Source organism: Burkholderia sp. JKS000303 (assembly GCF_002563755.1).
In the GTDB taxonomy this organism is placed as follows: Bacteria; Pseudomonadota; Gammaproteobacteria; order Burkholderiales; family Burkholderiaceae; genus Burkholderia; species Burkholderia anthina_B.
Window position 1 is genome coordinate 3,826,115 of the sequence record NZ_PDBZ01000001.1, and the last position, 19,262, is coordinate 3,845,376.

At 68.3% G+C, this 19,262-nt stretch carries 21 protein-coding genes and 1 riboswitch; of the genes, 14 read left to right on the top strand and 7 right to left on the bottom strand.

All coding sequences use genetic code 11. The features are described 5' to 3' along the window. Positions 1 to 7 precede the first annotated feature (7 nt). Genes BX604_RS18090 through BX604_RS18100 form a run of 3 tightly spaced genes read left to right on the top strand, consistent with a single transcriptional unit; the run spans position 8 to position 2,270 of the window. The gene (locus BX604_RS18090; protein ID WP_098551990.1) at positions 8 to 757 is read left to right on the top strand and encodes an electron transfer flavoprotein subunit beta/FixA family protein; all 750 of its coding nucleotides are present in this window, start codon (positions 8 to 10) and stop codon (positions 755 to 757) included. A gap of 17 nt (positions 758 to 774) precedes the next feature. Further along, entirely contained in the window at positions 775 to 1,737 is a 963-nt protein-coding gene (locus BX604_RS18095; protein ID WP_098551991.1) for an electron transfer flavoprotein subunit alpha/FixB family protein, read from the top strand. A 2-nt stretch (positions 1,738 to 1,739) separates the two neighbouring features. Then, positions 1,740 to 2,270 (top strand): acyltransferase, encoded by a 531-nt coding sequence (locus BX604_RS18100; RefSeq protein WP_098551992.1) that lies wholly within the window; start codon positions 1,740 to 1,742, stop codon positions 2,268 to 2,270. 14 nt (positions 2,271 to 2,284) lie between these two features. Here the strand turns inward: BX604_RS18100 and BX604_RS18105 are convergent, their stop codons facing one another. Continuing rightward, positions 2,285 to 2,680 carry a hypothetical protein gene (locus BX604_RS18105; protein ID WP_098551993.1) on the bottom strand — a complete coding sequence of 132 codons (396 nt, stop codon included), beginning with the start codon at positions 2,678 to 2,680 and terminating at the stop codon, positions 2,285 to 2,287. Positions 2,681 to 2,817: 137 nt separating this feature from the next. Here BX604_RS18105 and BX604_RS18110 point away from each other — a divergent pair, with 137 nt between their 5' ends. Further along, entirely contained in the window at positions 2,818 to 3,066 is a 249-nt protein-coding gene (locus BX604_RS18110; protein WP_098551994.1) for a hypothetical protein, read from the top strand. A gap of 8 nt (positions 3,067 to 3,074) precedes the next feature. On the opposite strand, the gene BX604_RS18115 is transcribed toward BX604_RS18110, so the two are convergent. Beyond that, positions 3,075 to 4,238 (bottom strand): MFS transporter, encoded by a 1,164-nt coding sequence (locus BX604_RS18115; RefSeq protein WP_098552951.1) that lies wholly within the window; start codon positions 4,236 to 4,238, stop codon positions 3,075 to 3,077. A 274-nt stretch (positions 4,239 to 4,512) separates the two neighbouring features. Between BX604_RS18115 and BX604_RS18120 the strand changes: the two genes are divergently transcribed. From BX604_RS18120 to BX604_RS18130, 3 genes are read left to right on the top strand one after another with little or no spacing between them, the layout of a single operon-like run. Continuing rightward, a complete protein-coding gene (locus BX604_RS18120) occupies positions 4,513 to 5,157 on the top strand; it encodes a DUF1326 domain-containing protein (protein ID WP_098551995.1) in 645 nt (214 codons plus the stop codon). Next, positions 5,154 to 5,945, top strand: a complete 792-nt coding sequence (locus tag BX604_RS18125) for a DUF2182 domain-containing protein (protein WP_098551996.1) — start codon at positions 5,154 to 5,156, stop codon at positions 5,943 to 5,945. Before BX604_RS18120 ends, BX604_RS18125 begins: the two co-directional genes overlap by 4 nt. Before the next feature lie 57 nt (positions 5,946 to 6,002). Next, the gene (locus BX604_RS18130) at positions 6,003 to 6,350 is read left to right on the top strand and encodes a copper-binding protein (RefSeq protein ID WP_098551997.1); all 348 of its coding nucleotides are present in this window, start codon (positions 6,003 to 6,005) and stop codon (positions 6,348 to 6,350) included. A 24-nt stretch (positions 6,351 to 6,374) separates the two neighbouring features. Here BX604_RS18130 and BX604_RS18135 read toward each other — a convergent pair whose 3' ends face one another. After that, entirely contained in the window at positions 6,375 to 8,690 is a 2,316-nt protein-coding gene (locus BX604_RS18135) for a molybdopterin-dependent oxidoreductase (RefSeq protein ID WP_098551998.1), read from the bottom strand. Positions 8,691 to 8,701: 11 nt separating this feature from the next. Here BX604_RS18135 and BX604_RS18140 point away from each other — a divergent pair, with 11 nt between their 5' ends. Beyond that, the gene (locus BX604_RS18140) at positions 8,702 to 9,721 is read left to right on the top strand and encodes a helix-turn-helix domain-containing protein (protein ID WP_257146355.1); all 1,020 of its coding nucleotides are present in this window, start codon (positions 8,702 to 8,704) and stop codon (positions 9,719 to 9,721) included. A gap of 145 nt (positions 9,722 to 9,866) precedes the next feature. Beyond that, positions 9,867 to 10,757 (top strand): DMT family transporter, encoded by an 891-nt coding sequence (locus tag BX604_RS18145; RefSeq protein ID WP_098551999.1) that lies wholly within the window; start codon positions 9,867 to 9,869, stop codon positions 10,755 to 10,757. A gap of 32 nt (positions 10,758 to 10,789) precedes the next feature. Here BX604_RS18145 and BX604_RS18150 read toward each other — a convergent pair whose 3' ends face one another. Together BX604_RS18150 and BX604_RS18155 are read right to left on the bottom strand one after the other, a co-directional pair. Then, positions 10,790 to 11,200: a VOC family protein gene (locus tag BX604_RS18150; protein WP_098552000.1), complete on the bottom strand. Its 411-nt coding sequence runs from the start codon at positions 11,198 to 11,200 to the stop codon at positions 10,790 to 10,792. A gap of 62 nt (positions 11,201 to 11,262) precedes the next feature. Continuing rightward, positions 11,263 to 11,724 (bottom strand): Lrp/AsnC family transcriptional regulator, encoded by a 462-nt coding sequence (locus BX604_RS18155; RefSeq protein WP_098552001.1) that lies wholly within the window; start codon positions 11,722 to 11,724, stop codon positions 11,263 to 11,265. A 116-nt stretch (positions 11,725 to 11,840) separates the two neighbouring features. Here BX604_RS18155 and BX604_RS18160 point away from each other — a divergent pair, with 116 nt between their 5' ends. Beyond that, positions 11,841 to 12,479, top strand: coding sequence for a LysE family translocator (locus BX604_RS18160; protein WP_098552002.1), 639 nt, complete (start codon positions 11,841 to 11,843; stop codon positions 12,477 to 12,479). Between the two features lie 97 nt (positions 12,480 to 12,576). Here BX604_RS18160 and BX604_RS18165 read toward each other — a convergent pair whose 3' ends face one another. Then, on the bottom strand, positions 12,577 to 14,505 hold the full coding sequence (locus BX604_RS18165; protein WP_098552003.1) for a TonB-dependent receptor domain-containing protein: 1,929 nt from the start codon (positions 14,503 to 14,505) through the stop codon (positions 12,577 to 12,579). A gap of 303 nt (positions 14,506 to 14,808) precedes the next feature. Beyond that, a riboswitch (cobalamin riboswitch) is annotated at positions 14,809 to 15,001 on the bottom strand. A gap of 109 nt (positions 15,002 to 15,110) precedes the next feature. After that, positions 15,111 to 16,154: a helix-turn-helix transcriptional regulator gene (locus BX604_RS18170; RefSeq protein WP_098552004.1), complete on the bottom strand. Its 1,044-nt coding sequence runs from the start codon at positions 16,152 to 16,154 to the stop codon at positions 15,111 to 15,113. 169 nt (positions 16,155 to 16,323) lie between these two features. Between BX604_RS18170 and BX604_RS18175 the strand changes: the two genes are divergently transcribed. From BX604_RS18175 to BX604_RS18190, 4 genes are read left to right on the top strand one after another with little or no spacing between them, the layout of a single operon-like run. Next, positions 16,324 to 16,677, top strand: coding sequence for a hypothetical protein (locus BX604_RS18175; protein WP_098552005.1), 354 nt, complete (start codon positions 16,324 to 16,326; stop codon positions 16,675 to 16,677). Continuing rightward, positions 16,667 to 17,299: a Dabb family protein gene (locus tag BX604_RS18180; RefSeq protein ID WP_098552006.1), complete on the top strand. Its 633-nt coding sequence runs from the start codon at positions 16,667 to 16,669 to the stop codon at positions 17,297 to 17,299. Before BX604_RS18175 ends, BX604_RS18180 begins: the two co-directional genes overlap by 11 nt. 51 nt (positions 17,300 to 17,350) lie before the next feature. Then, on the top strand, positions 17,351 to 18,343 hold the full coding sequence (locus BX604_RS18185; protein WP_098552007.1) for an NADP-dependent oxidoreductase: 993 nt from the start codon (positions 17,351 to 17,353) through the stop codon (positions 18,341 to 18,343). 42 nt (positions 18,344 to 18,385) lie between these two features. Beyond that, positions 18,386 to 19,261 (top strand): SDR family NAD(P)-dependent oxidoreductase, encoded by an 876-nt coding sequence (locus BX604_RS18190; protein ID WP_098552008.1) that lies wholly within the window; start codon positions 18,386 to 18,388, stop codon positions 19,259 to 19,261. Position 19,262: the final 1 nt, after the last annotated feature.

Here is a 19,262-nt window from a genome sequence, read left to right on the forward strand (position 1 = left end):
CAGGCAGTTGAAAGCGCTCGTGGCAGTGAAGCGCGTGGTCGATGCGAACGTGAAGGTCGGCGTGAAATCCGACCGCACGGGCGTCGACATCGCGAACGTGAAGATGTCGATGAACCCGTTCGACGAAATCGCGGTGGAAGAGGCCGTGCGGCTGAAGGAGGCCGGCGTCGTGACGGAGGTGGTGGCCGTGTCGGTCGGTGTCGCGCAGGCGCAGGAAACGCTGCGCACGGCGCTGGCGATCGGGACGGATCGCGCGATCCTCGTCGAGTCGAACGACGGCGTGGAGCCGCTCGGCGTCGCGAAGGTGCTGAAGGCGCTGGTCGACAAGGAGCAGCCGCAACTGGTGATTCTCGGCAAGCAGGCGATCGACGACGATTCGAACCAGACCGGGCAGATGCTGGCCGCGCTGGCGGGCCTGCCGCAGGCGACGTTCGCGTCGAAAGTGACGATCGCCGACGGTAAGGCAACCGTTGCACGGGAAGTCGACGGGGGTGCGGAAACGCTGTCGCTGACGCTGCCGGCCGTGGTCACCACCGATCTGCGCCTGAACGAGCCGCGCTACGTGACGCTGCCGAACATCATGAAGGCGAAGAAGAAGCCGCTGGAAATCGTCAAACCCGATGCGCTCGGCGTGGACGTGACGCCGCGTCTGAAGGTGCTCAAGGTGAACGAGCCGCCGAAGCGCGCGGCCGGCGTGAAGGTGCCGGACGTGAAGACGCTGGTCGAGAAGCTGAAGACCGAAGCCAAGGTGCTGTAACAGGGGAGCGGAAGGACATGACGATTCTGGTAATTGCCGAGCACGACGCAGCATCGGCAGGCGGCGCTTCGCCGATCAAGGCCGCGACGTTGAACACGGTGGCGGCGGCGGCCGAAGTGGGCACATTCGGCGGCGGGGACATTCACGTGCTGGTGGCCGGCCATCACGCGCAGGCGGCAGCCGATGCGGCAGCGAAGATCGCAGGTGTCGCCAAGGTGCTGCTCGCCGATGCGCCGCAGCTCGCGGACGGCCTCGCCGAGAACGTCGAAGCGACGGTGCTGACCATCGCGGCAAACTACTCGCACATCGTTGTGCCTGCGACGGCCTACGGCAAGAACATCGCGCCGCGCATCGCCGCGAAGCTGGATGTCGCGCAGATCTCCGAGATCACGGCGGTCGTGTCGGCCGATACGTTCGAGCGCCCGATTTACGCGGGCAATGCGATCGCGACGGTGCAGTCGACCGATCCGGTCAAGGTCGTCACGGTGCGCGCGACGGGTTTCGATCCGGTTTCGGCGGACGGTGGCAGCGCCGCCGTCGAGAAGATCGAAGCGGCAGCCGATGCGCGCGTATCGCAGTTCATCAGCCGGGAAGTGACGAAGCTCGACCGCCCGGAACTCACCAGCGCGAACGTCATCGTGTCGGGCGGCCGGGGCCTCGGCAGCGGCGAGAACTACACGAAGGTGCTGGAGCCGCTGGCGGACAAGCTGTCGGCGGCACTCGGCGCCTCGCGCGCGGCAGTCGATGCGGGCTACGTGCCGAACGATTATCAGGTCGGCCAGACCGGCAAGATCGTCGCGCCGCAGCTTTACATCGCGGTCGGCATTTCAGGCGCGATTCAGCACCTGGCCGGCATGAAGGATTCGAAGGTGATCGTCGCGATCAACAAGGATCCGGACGCGCCGATCTTCAGCGTGGCCGATTATGGAGTGGTCGGCGACCTGTTCACGCTCGTGCCCGAAGCGGCCGCGGTGCTGTGACGATGCCGCTGTTCGAATTCAACGGGATGCGTCCGCGCGTCGATCCGTCCGCGTACGTTCATCCGAGCGCGGTCGTGATCGGCGACGTGACGATCGGCGCGGGCTGCTACATCGGCCCGCATGCGAGCCTGCGCGGCGATTTCGGCGCGATCGTCGTCGAGGCGGGCAGCAACGTGCAGGACGGCTGCGTGCTGCACGTCGGCATCGGCGAGACATGCCGGCTCGGCGTGAACAGCCACATCGGCCACGGCGCGATCGTGCATGGCGCGACGCTCGAACCGGACACGATGATCGGGATGAACGCGGTCGTGATGGATGGCGCGACGATCGGTGCGACGACGATCGTCGCCGCATGCGCGTTCGTGAAGGCCGGCTACGACGTGCCGGCCGGCGTGCTGCTCGCGGGTGTGCCGGGGCGCGTGGTGCGACGGCTGGGCGACGCGGAGATCGCCGCGAAGGCGAACGGCACGCGGGTGTATCAGCAACTGGCGGTGGATTGCCTGAAGACGCTCAGGCGGATCGACGAAGCGTAGGCGCCGGCGAGTCGTCACTTGCCGGCGACGAAGCCCTCGTTCGTCGGCGTGGCGACGGCAAAGCCGCATTCGACGAGCGCCGCACGAAGCCGGGCCGAAAGCGCGACGCCGTACACGTGGAGCGCCGTGTAGCCGTGCGGCTGAGTATGGCTACCGTGGTGGTCCTCGATCGCATCGAGTATCGAATCGCACCAGCTTTCCCGGTCGTTGCCGTGACGCTCGAATCTCGTGACACCGCCTTCAGCGCCGGACGTGCGCGCAATGCGCGATTCACGCCAGATCTGTGCGACGACCGCATCGTTCACGTCGCTCGTCACGACCCACGTATGCCGAGCTTCAGCGGCGATCGTGCGGATCCGCTCGCCGCATTCCGGATCGACGATCAGCGCGATCGTGCGGGGTTCGGTCATCGGTTCTCTCGGGGTTTATGCCAATGGCGATTCGATGTCGCGCATGCCGGCCGCCGCATGCGTGTGCGAACGATTGCCTGATCCGGCATCGTTGTCATAAGATCGGCGTCAGACCAGCCTACCGCCTCCGGCGCCGAATGAAAACGAATATACGCCTGCGCGTCGCCATCATCATGTCGGCTATTGCCGTCTATCACGTATTCATGCACGTCCAGTGGGTCATGAGCGGCTGCATCGAATTCCTCGGCCGTCGACATTGCAGCTTCGAGAACAGCGCGAATTTCGAAGGGATGATGAACTTCGACCTGTTGCTGACCTGCGCGTGGGTGGCGGGTGCGGTCATGGGATGGTTCACCATCGCGCGTACGCCGAAAAAAACCGGGTAACGGCGCGCCTATTGCGTCCGCACCGGCGCCGGCCTGTCATGCACGATCGCGAGCGACAGCGCCGCGAGACCGCACGCGGCGATCAGCATCAGCAGCGCGCCCTTGCCCGCGTGCACCATCACCCAGCCGCCGAGCGACGGGAAGCCGAACGCGCCGATGAAATACGACGCGACGAACCAGGTCAGCACGCCGTGCCGTTGCGCGTCCGCGCAATCGTTGACCGCCTGCGCCTGGATGACCGGGTACACGAGACCGTAGCCGGCGCCGAGCAGCACGGCCGCCGCTGACTGGAACGACGCATGCACGGACGCGCCGAACATCGCGAGCGTGCCGAGCAGCATCATCGCGAGCAAGCTCTTGATCGCGGTTTCCGGGCGCGCCATTCTGACCCACCGGCCGAGCAGCCAGCGCGCGATCACCACCGTCATCGTGTACAGGCTGAAGAACGTGCCGGGGTGCGCTTGCGTGCCTTGCACGAACGACATCTGGAACGTCATCAGCCCGGAGAACACGCAGGTGCCGAGCGCGATCATCGCGATCGGCACGGCCGCGCGCGTGCGCGAGATGGCGCCGATATCGCGCAGCCATCGGCCACCGGCCGCGGACGCGGGCGGGCATGGACACACGCGGCCGAAGATCTCCAGCATCAGCGACGCGAGCGCGCACAGCGCGCCGACCGCATAAAGCGTGTCGGCGATCGACCAGTGGAGCAGGCGCATGGCATAGGCCGCGAACGCTGGTGCCGCACCGATCCCGGTCATCTGGAAGGTCGCCGACCGAAAGAACCAGGTGCCACGGTCGGCGCCGCGGGTCCGTTCGGCCAGCGACATCGGTGCGGCGAGATGGAACGCGCCCCAGCCGAAACCGACCAGGAAGCCGGACGGCAGATCGGCGAACGGTGCATGACCGACGAGCGCGAAGCCGGCGATGCCGGCGCCGATGCACAGCGACGACAGTGCGGCGATCCGCGCGGCACCGACCTGCTGCGAGAACCAGCCGACGACCGACAGGCCGACGAAGGTGCCGACCGTCGCGGCGGCCAGCGCGGCGCCGGTATCGAGGTCGCTGCCGCCGATCGCACGAAAGCGCATCGACAACAGGAAAGTTGCCCCGTACCCGCCCGCGGTAAGCAGGGTGCCGACGAGGAACAGCAACGCACTGTGAACGCGCATGACGGGCATCCGGGCAGCGGTGACGGTCGGAGAATCGTCGATTGCGAAACAGTATGAACCAGGACCGGTGCGGGATTCCCGCATTTACGCGGCGCGGCAGGGCCATCGGCATTCGTCGGATCACGGTCGTGTCAGGCAACGCGGCCAGCGCATGCTTCGCGCGTCATGGCGAGATGCCGGCGGCCCGGTTTCGCCGCGCGCGCGCCTTGCTTTCCCCGCGCGGTGCACTAGATTCGAAGCGTGATACGTATCGCCGACCGCGCGAGGTGACGCCATGACGCCGTGGGAGATTCAGGGAGTCGAGCTGATCAATTGCAATTGCTCATACGGTTGCCCGTGTCAGTTCAATGCGCTGCCGACGAACGGCCATTGCCAGGCGATGGGGGCGATTTCGATCGACAGCGGTCACTATGGCGACGTGGTGCTCGACGGCGTCAGGATCGCGGTCTTGTTCAAGTGGCCGGGCGCGGTGCACGAGGGTCGCGGCAAGTGCCAGCCGATCGTCGACGAGCGCGCCGATCCGGCGCAGTGCGACGCCGTGCTGAAGATCATGACGGGCCAGGATACCGATCCGTTCGCGACGATGTTCTCGGTGTTCGCGTCGACGCTCGAACAGGCGTTCGACCCGATCTTCGCGCAGATCGACTTCGACGTGGATGTCGATGCGCGACGCGGCCGGATTCACGTCGACGGCGTGCTCGACGTGGTCGGCGAACCGATCGTCAATCCGGTGACGGGCGCCGAACATCGCGTGCGGATCGATCTGCCGGACGGTTTCGAATACGAGCTGGCCGAGATCGGCTCGGGCACCGGCCACTCGCACGGCCACATCGAACTGGACTTCGAGCGGACCTATGCGCAGTTCGCACGGCTGCACCTGAACAATCACGGGGTGGTCCGGCATCGCGCGATGGCATGAACCCTGTCGGCGGTTTTCTCGGACGAGAGCGCGTCGTCACGCTGCTCGGCATGGCAGCGCTCGTCGGCGCGTGCTGGGCCTATCTGTGGACGGGCGCCGGGACCGGCATGTCGGCGCTGGACATGACGACGGTCGCGCTGTTCCCGCATCGGCTCGCCGACGACATGGGCGCCATGGATCCGTCGCTGCCGACCGTGATCCTGATGTGGTGGGTGATGATGATCGCGATGATGACGCCCGGTGCCGCGCCGCTCGTGCTGCTGTACCGGCGCGTGCTGCGGCATCACGGTGCGCAGGGCGCGGGTTCGGCGCTCACGTCGACGTTTCTGCTGGCCGGCTATCTGGTCGCCTGGCTCGCGTTCTCGGTCGGCGCGGCCGTGCTTCAGATGCTGCTGCAGCCCGCCGGCCTGATCTCGGGGATGATGCTGTGGTCGAAGAGCGCCGTGCTGTCCGCGTGCGTCCTCGCGCTGGCCGGCATCTATCAGTTCTCGCCGCTGAAACAGGCGTGCCTGCGGCAATGCCGGTCGCCGGTGCGTTTTCTCACCACGTACTGGCGCCCCGGCGTATCGGGCAGTTTCCTGCTCGGCGCGCGCCACGGCGCGTATTGCGTCGGATGTTGCTGGCTGTTGATGGCGCTGCTGTTCGTCGGCGGCGTGATGAACCTCGTGTGGATCGTCGCGTTGTCGCTGTTCGTGCTCGCCGAAAAGGGGCTGCCGGGCGGCGAGCGTATCGGTCGCGCGCTGGGTGTCGTGCTGATGGCGTGGGCCGTCGCGACGCTGCTCGTGTAATGCGACGCCGGCTCCGGTAGACACGAAGGCATCCGCTGCGCGTCCGGGAGCGTGTCGATGAAGATCCGATGCGTTGCCGCCGCGACCGTTGCCGCAATGACGGTCGTTGCGATGCCGGCCTGCGCGGCCGGCAGCATGTCGGACATGAACATGGGCGACATGAAGATGTCGGCGCCGGATTCGGCGCTGACCGATGCCGAAGTGAAGCGCATCGACGCCGCGCACGGAATGGTGACGCTGAAGCACGGCGCGCTCCGGAACGTCGGGATGGCGCCGATGACGATGACGTTCAGGGCCGGCGATCCGGCGATGATCGAATCGCTGCACGTGGGCGACAAGGTCAAGGTCCGGGTCGAGCGCGTGAACGGCACGCTCACGATCGTGAAGCTCGTGAAACGGCCGTGACGCTCGCGGACTTGCACGATCCCGTCAGCCGGCGCCCGTTTCGGCGATCGCCGGCGGCTCGAATGCCGTGACGGGCGGCGGGTTGGTAAAGATCTCGACTTCCACCAGCGCCGTTTGCGCGACGGATCCCTGCGTCAGTTCCGACGTTCCCTTGTCCAGGGTGACGACATTGGGGTTGCCGTGTTTTTCGAGCGTTCCCGGCTGCCCGCCGTGCAGCGGGTCGTACCACGCACCGGTGGCGATCTGCACGACTCCTGGCACGAGGAAGTCGGCGAGCACGACACCCGCGAGGAACGCGCCGCGATCGTTGAACACGCGCACGACGTGTCCGTCCCGCAGACCGCGCGCCGCCGCATCGCGTGGATGCATGTAGAGCGGCTCGCGCCCGGCGACCTTGCTCGCCCGGCTGGCCGACGCCGGGTCGAGCTGACTGTGCAGCCGGGTCGCCGGCTGGTTGGACAGCAGATGCAGCGGATGGCGGGCAGCGTCGGCGGCGCCCAACCATTCCTGCGGCTCGAGCCACACCGGATGCGCCGGGCAATCGTCGTAGCCGAACTGTTCGATCACGCTCGAATGGATTTCGATCTTCCCGGACGCGGTCGCCAGCGCGTGAGCGATCGGATCGCGGCGGAACGCGTCCAGCAACACGGTGCGCGTGTTGGGCTGCGGAAACCGGTACTGGCCGTCGGCCCAGAACGTCGCAAAGTCAGGAAGGGCGAACCCGTTCTTCTGCGCGGTGTTTCGGGCGACGTCGTACATGTGACGCAGCCAGCCCGATTCGTCGCGCCCTTCGTCGTACGCCGACCGGAAGCCGAGCGCGTCGGCCACGTCGGCCAGGATGTCGAAATCGTTCCGAGCGAGGCCGACGGGTTCGATCACCTGTCGCATGGCGAGCCAGTACGGCGAATGCTCGTGCGCGAGGATGTCGTTGCGTTCCATCGTGGTCGTCGCCGGCAGCACGATGTCCGCGTGTCGTGCCGCGGGATTCCACCACGGTTCGTGGACGATCACGGTCTCCGGTTGCTGCCACGCGCGCAGAAAGCGATTCAGGTTCGCATTGTGGTGGAACGGATTGCCGCCGATCGAATAGACGAGCCGGATATCCGGAAACGTGATCGTCTCGCCGAAACACCGGATCTGCTGACCAGGATGCAGCAGCATGTCGGCCACGCGCCCGACCGGCACGTAGGTTTTCACGGGATTTGGCCCGAGCGGCAGCGTCGGCCGCGGCATCCCGTCGACGCGCGGCGCCAGGATGCCGTTGACCGCGCCGAAGCCGAGGCTGAAGCCGCCGCCGGGCAGGCCGATCTGGCCCAGCATCGCGGCCAGCGTCACCAGCATCCACACGGGTTGCTCGCCGTGATCGGCGCGCTGGATCGACCAGCTCAGGTTGATCAGGGTTCGATGCGCCGCCATCGACCGCGCGAGCTCGCGGATGCGCGAGCTCGGGATACCGGTGATCTCCGCCGCCCATTCGGGGCTGCGCGGCGTACCGCGGTCGCGGCCGAGCAGATACGCTTCGAACCGTTCGAACCCCTCGCAGTAGCGGGACAGAAAGCCGGTGTCGTGCAGTCCTTCGACGACGAGCGTGTGCGCGATGCCCAGCATCAACGCCGTGTCGGTATGCGGCCGGATCGGGATCCATTCCGTGCGGGGGCCGGCGGGCACGTCCGCGCGCGACGGACTGATCACGATGAACGGCGGACCCTGTTCGCCCGCCCGGGCGTACCAGTCGACGTTGTCGTGGATCACGGCGCCGCCGGCGTCGAGCTGCGTGTTCTTCGTCGCGGCCCCGCCGAACATCACCACCAGTCCGGTCGATTCGATCACGTCCGGCCAGGACGGCACGAGGTTCGTGATATCGGCCCGCCCGAGGATGTACGGCATCACGCCGAGTGCCGCGCCGAAGCTGTGATTCCCGCGCTTGTCGACGTAGCCGCCGTGCAGCCCGAGGAGCCGCTTGAGCACGCTCGGCCCGTGATGGAAGCGCCCGGCGCTGGCCCAGCCGTAGGAGCCGCCGTAAATCGCTTCGTTACCGTGCTCGGCCTTGACCCGCGCAAGCTCGTCGGCGACGAGGCGCAGCGCGTCGTCCCAGCTCACGGGCACGAAGGAGTCGCCGCCGCGGCGGCGGTCGCGGTTGCGCGAGCGCAGGTAGCCGGCGCGCACATAGGGCCGGTCGATGCGCAGTTGTCCGCGCACGATCTCCGGCAGCCCGCCGACGAAGGTCGCGGGATGGCGGTCGGCATCAAACGGGGTCATGCCCGTGATGGCGCCGTTGTCGTCGGTCAGCACGTTGTAGACACCCCAGTGCGAAGCGGTTTGGGTGGATCGTGTCGCCATGTTCGTCTTCTTTGTCGGAGCGGGACTGCGGTTGGGAGGGCTGCCGATCAGTCGTGCGTCGGCAACAATGGCAGCGGGTTCATTCGATCGCGCCGCCAGTGCTATCCTCGGCCCAAGGCCGGGAGGGCCGGCGGCACATCGTCGGTACTCGCGATATGCCGGCCCGGTGCCAATGTACTGCCGGCTTTTTTCCCGCACAGCATGGAAACAGTCAGTTTTCGATTCGAATGCGACAGATGAAATCCGTGACGGCCGGTCCGGCCGTGCGGTTGCGCGCGGCGGCGGATGGCGAGCAACTGGTGTCGGTCGTGCGCGAAGGCACGACCGCCGAAGCGCCGCGCCATGTGCATGGCTGCGGTCAGTTGCTCTATCCGGAGCGCGGCGCGGCGTTGCTGGAAACGGAGCACCACCTCGTGCGGCTCGGGCCGGGGCAGGCCGCGTGGATTCCGCCCGACGTGCCGCATTCGGTTCTGATGGGCCGGCCGTATCGTTACCACAGCGTCTATATCGGCGCGGGCCTGTATGCGGAGCCGACCTTCTCGGTGTCGCATGTGAGTCCGCTGCTGAAGGAGCTGATCCTCGACGCGGAGCGTTGGGACGATGCCGACGCATCGTCGGACCTGCGGTTCTGGAAAGCGCGGGTCATCGTCGAAGAAATCCGCCGCGCGCCGCGCGTTGCGGCCGGCATGCCGATTCCCGACGATCCGCGCATTGCCGTCATCTGTCGCGCGCTGGAAACCGATCCGGCGGATGCGCGCATGCTGGGCGACTGGGCCCGTCAGGTCGGCGCCAGCGAAAAGACGCTGCAGCGGGCCTTCGTCAGGACGACCGGGCTGTCGTTTCAGCAATGGCGCACCCATGCACGCATGACGAAGGCGCTCGAGATGCATCGCTGCGGGGGGCGGTTGATCGATGTCGCGGTCGCCGTCGGCTATTCCAGCGAAGGCGCGTATGCGCATGCGTTCCGGCAGTTCTACGGTTATTCGCCGGGGCGAATGAAGCCGCGTTCGACGGTGGACCGGTCGGATTGACCTCACGGGTTTCCGGGCAGCCGCCCCGGCCGCATCATCCACATTTCGCGCCGCACTGAAGCATCGCCCGCGCGGCACCGGGATAATCCGCGCATAGGCTCCGCCACAGCGCGGATTATCCCGACTCCATTGCGACGCAAACGAATTGGCCTCCACTTCCTCGACGCCAACCGGCGGACACGTCACCGCGTCCGACCTCGTGCTGCTGCTGACGCTGTCGACGTTGTGGGGCGCGTCCTATACGTTCATCAGAATCGGCGTCGCCACGATCCCGCCGCTGACGCTGATCGCCGCGCGAACGCTGATCGCCGGCACGGGCCTGCTGGTCTGGATGCGCATCCGCCGGATCCCGATGCCGCGCGATATCGCGGTGTGGCGCCGCTTCCTCGTCCAGGCGCTGCTCAACAGCGTCGTCCCGTTTACGCTGATCGCATGGGCCGAGCGGTCGGTCGAAGCGGGGCTTGCGACGATCCTCAATTCCGCGTCGCCCGTGCTCGCGTTTCTCGGCACGTGGCTGATCACGCGCCACGAGCGGCTGACGGCGCGCAAGCTGTTCGGCGTCGTCGCGGGGCTGGTGGGGATCGGGCTAGTGGTCGGCGTCAGCGCGCTCGACGGCCTGGGACGGCAATGGGTGCCGCAACTGGCGATCTACGGCCGGTCGTTCAACGGATTGTCGCCGGCCGCGCCGGCCGCCGGCTCGCTCGTGGTCGGCGCGATGCTGCTGGTGCCGGCAAGCATCGTGGTCGACCGGCCGTGGACGCTCGCGCCGTCGTGGCAATCGCTCGCCGCGCTCGTGGCGCTTGCCGTACTGTCGACGGCGGTCGCATTCGTCATCTATTTCCGGCTCGTCCGCACGCTTGGCCCGGTCGGCACCACGGCGCAGGCGTATCTGCGCGTGCCGATCGGCGTGGCGATCAGCATCGCGCTGCTGGGCGAATCGCTGTCCGCGTCGGCGTGGCTGGGGCTCGGATGTGTCGTGGCCGGCGTGGCCGCGATGACGCTGCCGTCACGCGGCGCGAGGAAGCAGGGCGCTTGACGACGGGCGCACGAACGGCGCGGTCGGCCGCGCTAACCCGCAGCGTTGCCGGCCATGTCGTCCGGTTGCGCGAAGTTCAATTCGACGCCGTTGCCGGCCGGATCGCTGAAAAAGATCTGGAGCTGGCGTGTGAGCGGCACGTACCGGCGCGCGTACCGGACCTGCGCGTCGGTGAGGCGCCGTTCCATGTCGGCGGCGTTCGCGCAGGAAAACGCCATATGGTCGAACGTATTGACGACGTGCGCCGGCCGCACTTCGCCGGGCCGTGCTTCCGACAGGTGGAGAATCGCTTGCGCTCCCGCGTAGAGCCAGTAGCCGTCGCTCTGGAACGGCGGCCGATAGCCGGGTTCGAGTCCCACGACGCTCACGTAGAAATCGCGCAGCGTGTCGAGCGTTGCCCGATCGGCGCGCAGGTTGTAATGATCGAGTCCGATGACTGGCATGGCAGGTTGTCCGGTTCGTGCAAGGGGCGATTGCACAGCATCGCGCAGCGCGGGGTGTCCTGTCACGCCCGAATCCCTTTGATCCCTGCAGCCGGGCGGGCGAGCCCGCGGGCCGGTAGCGGCGTCGACATCACGATCGACGTGCGGGTTTCGCCATACAGGTTGATGCGTTCGATCAGCTGTTCGAGGTGCGCCATGCTCGTGGCCACGAACCGAATCACGTAGGAATCCGCGCCGGTCACGTGATGGCACTCGATCACTTCGGGAATCGTCTCCAGCAGCTTCAGGAATTTCGCCTTCGCCGGCTGTTGCACCGTGATGCCGATCAGCGCGCTCACCGGGTAGCCGGCCGCGGCCGGATTGACCCGCGCCGTGTAGCCGTCGATCACGCCGGCCGATTCGAGGCGCTTCACGCGCTCCGTCACCGCCGGCACCGACAGGTGAACCTGGCGGGCCAGCTCCGTGTAGCTGATGCGGCCGTTGGCCTGCAGCAGCGTGAGTACTTTCCAGTCGAGATCGTCCATCGCGGCGGCGTTTTTAAGGTGGAACAGCCATTTTTCCTTAAAAACCGCCTTCAGCGGCGACCGGACTTTCCCTACGATGCCGAGACATCCCCACTGCCTGACGCGAGGCGCCGGCCATGCTGTTCATCAAATCCGTCGTGATCGGCTTGTCGATCGCGGTGCCGGTCGGCCCGATCGGCATGCTGTGCATCCAGCGCAGCCTGACCCGTGGTTTTCGGGCGGGGTTCGCCACCGGCATCGGAGCCGCGTGCGCGGATGCGATCTACGGGCTGCTCGGCGCGCTGGGCGTCGCGGGCATCGCCACGGCGTTCCCGATGCTGACCGTCGCGCTGAAGATCGGCGGCGGCGCGTTCCTCGTGTGGCTGGCGTGGTCGATCGCGCGTCAGGCGCCGGCCGCGGCGGCCGTGCAGCGCGACGGGCCGCGTACGACCGTCCTGCGCGACTTCCTGACGACGTTCGGCCTGACGCTGTCGAACCCGATGACGATCGTGTCGTTCATCGGGATTTTCGCGGCGCTGGGGCCGCTGTCGGCGGCGCAGGACGGCGCGATGCGGATGACCGTCGCGCCGATGGTCGCGGGTGTGTTCGCGGGGTCCGCGGTGTGGTGGCTGTGCCTGAGCGGTGCGACCGCCGCGTTGCGCACGAAGATGTCCGGCGCGTTCATGCACGGGCTGTCGCGCGTGTCGGCCGTCGTGATCGCGGGGTTCGGCGCGATCCAGTTGATCGCGGGTGTGCGCGGCGTCGTTTGGTCGTGACGAGGCGCTGCGGTTTGCTGCCGACGCATGCGATCCATGCGAACGGATCCGCGTCGACGCCCGCGGTCGCGGGCGCCGACGCGGGAGCAGCCGGGCGTCAGAACGTGTAGCTGACCTTGCCGAACGCGGTGCGGCCGAGCGTGTTGTAGCCGTACGCGGTCATGTACTGGCGGTCGAACAGGTTCGACAGCGTCGCCGACACCGTCAGGTGCGCGTTGATCTTGTACGACGCGCGCAGGTTTACCGTCAGGTACGACGGCAGGTAGGTCGTGTTCGCCGGGTCGTCGAACGTCGTGCCGCCGTAGTTCAGCGACGCGCCGGTGCTCAGCGCGTGCAGGTGCAGCTCGTCCCACGTGTGATCGACGTTCACGCTGACCGTCTGGCGCGGCCGGCGGTTGAGCCAGCTGTCGTTGGTCTCGTCCTGCGGATCCAGCAGCCCGATCGCGACGCTGACCGGCGTGTAGCGGCCAATCGTCCCCTTGTACGACAGGTCGATCCCGCGGATATGCGCGCGGCCGATGTTCATCGGCGAGAACGTCGCGGGGTTGTACGCGATCAGGTTGCTCACCCGCGTGTCGTAGATCGCGGCCGTGAACGTGCCGTACGACGTGTTCGCGTCGAGCGCGGCTTCGATCGAATCGCTGCGCTCCGGACGCAGGTCCGGATTGCCGTAGCCGGGGTAGTACAGGTCGTTGAAGCTCGGCAGGCGGAACGCGTTGCCGTACGACACACGCGCCGTGTACACCGGCGTGATCGCCCACGACAGCGCCGCGTTGCCGGTGTTCACCGCTTGGCCGGCGATGATTTCATGACGGCCCGCGACGAACATCGTCACGCTGCCGAGCGTCGCCGACTGATGCAGCGAGAACGCGGAATCGTTGCGCGTCGGCACGCCGTCCGGAACGTCGACCGGCAGGAACGCCTGTTCGCGCGTGAAGTCGTACGCGAGCTTCGTTTCGCCCGACAGCGGCAGGCCGAACAGGCGGAACCCGTGTTCCTGATGGGTGAGCGACGTCGACGAACTGATGCGCTGCGAGTTGATCTGGTCGGTCGGGATGGCCGGATCGCTCGCATACAGGAACTGGCGGTCGTTCGCATAACCGAACGACTGGTCGAACTGCGTATCGGGCGTGATGTCGAGATGGAACGCGAGGCCGGTCGTCAGTTGATGATCGAGCTGGCGGTTCGCATAACCGGCGTTGTCATAGGACAGATCGGAGCGGTGATACAGCGCGAACGTCGAGATCGACCAGTTGTCGCGCGCGTAGCCGAGGCGCGCATCGAGGTCCTGCGCGTGATACGGATTGCGGCCGTCCTCGTGGTACGGCAACACGGGCCGCGTCGCGTCGATGCCGGCCGTGTTGTAGTCGTGCAGCCCGAGCGAGTAGGTGAGGCCGCCGAGCGCGGCGAGCGGGCCGGTCGACGGCACGGTGCCCGACGTGCGCAACTGCGTGTCGAACGTCTTGTTCGAGCCGCCGCCGACCGACACGGTGGTCTGGTTCGGCTGGTTGGCGGCACGGCGCGTGAACAGCTGCACGACGCCCCCCATCGCGTTCGCGCCGAACGACGCCGCCGCCGGCCCCGAAATCACTTCGACACGCTCGAACGCTTCGGTCGGCAGGTCCGCCCACGGCGCGATGCCGGTGGTCGGCGAGCCGATCCGGATCCCGTCGATGAACACCGCGACCTGGCTGGCCGACGAGCCGCGGATGCTGACCGACGCGGACGAGCCCGGGCCGCCGTTCTGCGAGACGGTGACGCCGGGCAGCGTCGCGAGCGCCTGCGTGATGCTCGGATCGCTCGGCGACAGCCGGTCGAGGTCGGTGCGCGTGAGCACCTGCGTCGACGCGTAGCGCTGGTCGAACGACTCGGGCAGGTGCCGCGTGTCGGTCACGGTGATCGTCGGCAGGTCGGCGCCGTCCGTGGCCTGCGGCGGCTGCGTGATCGCCGTGTCGCCGGCGGCGTGGGCGATCGGGGAGAGCAGCGCCGTGGCGGCGGACGTGGCAAGGAGGTGGCGAAGGTTCATAAGGCAGCGAGCGTGAGGGTGTTGCGTACGGCGAGCATCAGCGGGGCGCGGTGAATACCGCGTTCGTTCTTGTGGGTTTATCGCGCGACCGGACAGCGTGGCTGGTCGTCGCGCAGGGCGGCGCGGCAGACGTGCGCGGACACGCCGCGCATGCCGGCGGCATGTCGGCGCGACGCTTCCGGCGTGGAAGCGGCTTCGGAAAGATGGGACATCGGATGGGTCCTGAGGTCGGGCCGTCCATGCAACGGGCGACCGCCAAAGGCGGTGCCTGGCGCATCGGGACACCCCGCCCGGTGCGGCTGCTTGGACCTCGGGTCGATGGCAGGTCTCCTGGCTCGCGGGTCGTGATTCGCGCCGGCCTTCCCGGTTTCCCAGTGGCATGCGGTAGCGCGGATTCGCCGCTTACAGTTGCGGGGGCAGCCGCAGATTCGAGGCGCTGCCTCTCCTGCGTTCCCTTTTGATCCCGTCTCCGGGAACCATCAGCGCGCAAGCGTAATGGCGAGCGCTCCGGCGCGTCAATTGCCGGTGCGAACGGGATGCGAAAAAACGTCACTCTCCGCCGGATTCTTTCGAAATTCTTGCTTTACGAGCGTTCGAAGCGGGCTTCACGTCTGATGAAACGGCATGCCGGCGGCCGTGCAAGTGCGCCGGAACCGGCTCGGCGCCATACCCGTCCACCGCACGAATGCACGCCGGAACGCTTCCTCGCCGCCGAAACCGAGATGCGCCGCAATCCGCGTGATCGGCCAGTCCGACTCGCGCAGGCAGCGTCGCGCGACCTCAGCCAGGCATTGCTCGCGCAACACGTGGTAGCCGCTGCCTTCGGCCGCCAGCCGCCGTCGTAACGTGGCGTCGCTGACGCCGAGCCATGCCGCCAGCTCCGCGAGCGCCGGCAGCGCCTGCTCGCGCGCGAGGGCCGCGTCGAGAAAGCCGCGCACCTGCTGCGCCCATGACACGACGGCCGGTGCAGCATCGATCAGACGAAACGGAAAGTCGACGAGAAACGCGTCGAGCTCGCCCGGCTGCCGGATCACGCGCGCATCGAGCCGTGCTGCGTCGAACGCGAAGCCGTAGGTTTTGCGACCGACGTCGACCGGCGCATTGAACAGCCCGAGCAGCGGCATCGCATCGTCGCGGCGCGGATGGCCGAGCCACACTTCGTCCGGCCGCAGCGGCTGCCCGGTGAGCCAGCCGAACAGCTGCAGGTAGCAGAACAGGCCGGTCAGGTCGACGAGACACGCGGCCGGGCTGCGGGTGCGACGCAGCGAATCCATCCGGAACGTCGCGCGGCCGTCGCGCACCGCGAGCGACAGCACGCCGGCACGCGGCGTCAGCATCTCGCAGAACTCGGCCGCGCAGCGGATCGCATCGGCGAGCGTCGCGCAGCTGAGCAGGCATCGGCACATCAGGTCGACTTCCTGCTTGCGCATCGGCGGATGACCGTTGCCGCGCGCGACCTGCGCCTCGAGCCGTTCGATCGCGTCGCGATACAGCGCGACGAAGCCGCCGGGTGTCGTCGCGCCAATCGCGACGGCCGGCATCGCGTGCGGTTGCGCCGACGGCGCGCCGCTGCGCGTCAGTTCGTCGAGCAGGCGTGCGCCGAGGCCCGGCAGCACGCGGCCGCTTGCCGGCAATGCGCGCTGTTTCATGTGTCTCCCGTTCTGATCGCGACGATAGGGGCCGGTGATCGGCCCGGTAGGGGTTCATCCAACGTCGCCACGCAAGAATGCTATCCACGCCGGCCGCTTCCGGCCTCGCCGGAACGGCGTAGGCGGCCGGCATCGCATCCCGCCACGAACTTCCCGAGACGACACGCGAATGATCCAGATCGTAGACGAAATCACGCTCGCGCCCGAGCGCATTCCCGACGTGCTTGCACTGCTGCGCGACCGCTATTTGCCAGGCCACGCGGCGCGTGGGCTGACGGCGGCCGGCCGCTGGGTGTCGCCGCCCGTCGCGGTGCCGGGGCAGCCGAGCACGCTGTGGCTGACCTGGCAGGTTGCCGATGCGCCCGCGTACTACCGGATGCGCGCGCTGACCGATGTCGACGTGGTCGGATTCTGGATGGCCGTCGATGCGCTGTGCGACGCCCGCCGCCGCCATGTGATGACGGACGCCGACGCACCGTTGGCGATGCTGCCCACGCTGACGGAGGTCGACCATGCGGCATGACACGGCCCAGGTATTCGTGTCGGCGACCGCCGATGCCGGCGCAACCGAACGTGCGCTGAGCGATGCGGCGCGCGCGCTGCCCGGCGCCACCCGCGTGACGCTCGAGCGCAATCTCGACGGATGCTGGGGCGCGGGCGACTACACGCTCGACGTGCTGCGCGACGAACGCGCAACCGGTCACGCGACGGATTTCACCGCACTGGCCGGGCTGCCGGGTGTCGTGCGGGTCGACGGCGCCGTGTGCCAGGCGATCGGCGGCGGCCTGCGCGCACCGGCGCTGCGCGACGGCGTGTGGCGCACGCTGATGCTGCGCGTGCGGCCGCAGGCCGACGCCACGCAGGTTGCCGCGCTCGAACGCGAACTGCTGCGCATGCCCGCGTTCATGCCCGGCATTCGCAACTGGCGGCTGAGCCGGATCGCAACGCCGGGCGCGTGGACGCACGTGTGGCAACAGGAATTCGCGCGCGTCGACGACCTGCTCTGCGAATACCTGCTGCATCCATACCACTGGGGCTGGGTCGATCGCCGGTTCGACGCGGAAAGCCCCGACTGGACCGTCGATGCGATCTCGCACGCGTTCTGTCCGCTCGCGTCGAGCTTGCTGGCCGACACGGCGGCGTGACGCGGCGGCCGATCCCGATCCATACGACATATCAATAGAGGAGACACCACCATGCGAGCCTTGCTGATCGACCGCGTCGGCCATTCCGACGCGTTGCGGCTGGCCGACGTTCCCGCACCGACGCCGGGCCCCGGCGACGTGCTGATCCGCGTCGCGTACGCGGGCGTCAATCCCGCCGACTGGAAATGCCGCGAAGGCTATCTCGGCGCGTTCATGCAGATCGCGTTCCCGTTCGTGATCGGCTTCGATGCCGCCGGCGTGGTCGAGGCGGTCGGCGACGGCGTCGAAGGCTTCGCCCCCGGGATGCGCGTGTTCGCGCAGACCGACGTCGGCGCCGGGCGCTGGGGTGCCTATGCGGAATACGTCGCGGTGCGCCACGACTCGGTCGTGCGCCTGCCCGACACGGTCGGCTTCGCGGAAGCGGCCGCCACGCCGACGCCCGCGCTGGCCGCGTGGGCCGGCCTGTTCGACGACGGCGGGCTGCGCGCCGGGCAGACGGTGCTCGTGCATGGCGGCGCGGGCGCGGTCGGCACGTTCGCGATCCAGCTTGCCGCCCAGGCCGGCGCGCGCGTCGCGGCGACGTGCTCGGCGCGCAATCGCGAGACGGTCGAATCGCTCGGCGCGGCGTTGAGCATCGACTATCGCGCCGAGGACATCGCCGCGGCCGTGCGGGCGTGGGCGCCGGGCGGCGTCGACCTCGTGCTCGACGCGGTCGGTGGCGACACGCTGCCCGCCGCGCTCGACCTGCTCGCGCCGGGCGGCACGCTCGTCAACATCATGACGCTCGCGGCCGGCGATGCGGAACGGCTCGCCGCGACGGCGGCCGAGGCCGGCCAGCGCGGCCTGCGCACCGCGATGACCTACAGCCGGATGCCGAGCGGCGCGACGCTCGGCCTGATCGCCGAACGGCTCGGCCGGCGCGCGTTGCGCGTGCCGCGCTTCGACCGTTTTCCGCTCGAACAGGCCGCGCGGGCGCTCGACCTCGTTCAAACGGGCGACGCGAAAACCAAGTTCGTGCTGCACGTTGCGGATATCGCGGGCTGAAACCGGACGCCTCGCGCCGAATCCCCCTTCACCGGAGACACCATGACCGACACCAGAACCGCCCGACTCGCGGGCAAATGCGCACTCGTGACGGGCGCGAGCCGCGGCATCGGCCGCGCGATCGCGCAGCGCCTCGCATCCGAAGGCGCGACCGTCGTCGTGACGGCGCGCAGCCTCACGCAATCCGCAACGACCGCCGGCACGCTCGCCGAAACGATTGCGCTGATCGAACAGGCGGGCGGCCGCGCGATCGCGCTGGCCGCCGACCTGTCGAACGCCGCCGAGCGCGACGCGCTCGTCGCGCGCGCGGCCCAGGCAGCCGGCGGCCTCGACATCCTCGTGAACAACGCGGGCGTGGCCGACTACGCGTGCGTCGACGCGATGCCGATGGCGATGTTCGACACGACGATCGAACACTATCTGCGCATCCCGTTCGCGCTGGCCCAGGCCGCGATTCCGCTGATGCGCGCACGCGGCGCCGGCTGGATCGTCAACGTCGGGTCGGTCACGGCGCTCCCGCCGCTGCGGCCGTTCGACGATTTCTCGCGCGTGGGCGGCGCGACCGTCTATGCGGCGGTCAAGGCCGCGCTGTCGCGCTTCACGCAGGGGCTCGCGGCCGAGCTCGAAGCCGACGGCATCGCGGTGAACCTGGTCGCGCCGAGCACCGCGATCCGCACGCCGGGCGCGGCGCGCTATATCCCCGAAGGCTATCCGACCGAGGACGTCGCGTATCTCGCGGAAACCGCGCTGGCGCTGTGCAGCCTGCCGGCGCGCGAACGCACGGGCCTCGTCACGCACAGCCTGCATTTCCCGCTGTCGCAGGGGCTCGCGGTGCGTTCGCTCGACGGCCGCACGCCGTTGCCCCCGCCCGCGATTCCCGCGTATGCCCATCCCCACATCGACCCGACAGGACTCTGAC

Coding starts and splice junctions, on each gene's coding strand:
- BX604_RS18095 (WP_098551991.1), top strand. CDS start 775: ATGACGATTCTGGTAATTGCCGAGCACGACGCAGCATCGGCAGGCGGC.
- BX604_RS18100 (WP_098551992.1), top strand. CDS start 1,740: ATGCCGCTGTTCGAATTCAACGGGATGCGTCCGCGCGTCGATCCGTCC.
- BX604_RS18105 (WP_098551993.1), bottom strand. CDS start 2,680: ATGACCGAACCCCGCACGATCGCGCTGATCGTCGATCCGGAATGCGGC.
- BX604_RS18110 (WP_098551994.1), top strand. CDS start 2,818: ATGAAAACGAATATACGCCTGCGCGTCGCCATCATCATGTCGGCTATT.
- BX604_RS18115 (WP_098552951.1), bottom strand. CDS start 4,238: ATGCGCGTTCACAGTGCGTTGCTGTTCCTCGTCGGCACCCTGCTTACC.
- BX604_RS18120 (WP_098551995.1), top strand. CDS start 4,513: ATGACGCCGTGGGAGATTCAGGGAGTCGAGCTGATCAATTGCAATTGC.
- BX604_RS18125 (WP_098551996.1), top strand. CDS start 5,154: ATGAACCCTGTCGGCGGTTTTCTCGGACGAGAGCGCGTCGTCACGCTG.
- BX604_RS18130 (WP_098551997.1), top strand. CDS start 6,003: ATGAAGATCCGATGCGTTGCCGCCGCGACCGTTGCCGCAATGACGGTC.
- BX604_RS18135 (WP_098551998.1), bottom strand. CDS start 8,690: ATGGCGACACGATCCACCCAAACCGCTTCGCACTGGGGTGTCTACAAC.
- BX604_RS18150 (WP_098552000.1), bottom strand. CDS start 11,200: ATGCCAGTCATCGGACTCGATCATTACAACCTGCGCGCCGATCGGGCA.
- BX604_RS18155 (WP_098552001.1), bottom strand. CDS start 11,724: ATGGACGATCTCGACTGGAAAGTACTCACGCTGCTGCAGGCCAACGGC.
- BX604_RS18160 (WP_098552002.1), top strand. CDS start 11,841: ATGCTGTTCATCAAATCCGTCGTGATCGGCTTGTCGATCGCGGTGCCG.
- BX604_RS18165 (WP_098552003.1), bottom strand. CDS start 14,505: ATGAACCTTCGCCACCTCCTTGCCACGTCCGCCGCCACGGCGCTGCTC.
- BX604_RS18170 (WP_098552004.1), bottom strand. CDS start 16,154: ATGAAACAGCGCGCATTGCCGGCAAGCGGCCGCGTGCTGCCGGGCCTC.
- BX604_RS18175 (WP_098552005.1), top strand. CDS start 16,324: ATGATCCAGATCGTAGACGAAATCACGCTCGCGCCCGAGCGCATTCCC.
- BX604_RS18180 (WP_098552006.1), top strand. CDS start 16,667: ATGCGGCATGACACGGCCCAGGTATTCGTGTCGGCGACCGCCGATGCC.
- BX604_RS18185 (WP_098552007.1), top strand. CDS start 17,351: ATGCGAGCCTTGCTGATCGACCGCGTCGGCCATTCCGACGCGTTGCGG.
- BX604_RS18190 (WP_098552008.1), top strand. CDS start 18,386: ATGACCGACACCAGAACCGCCCGACTCGCGGGCAAATGCGCACTCGTG.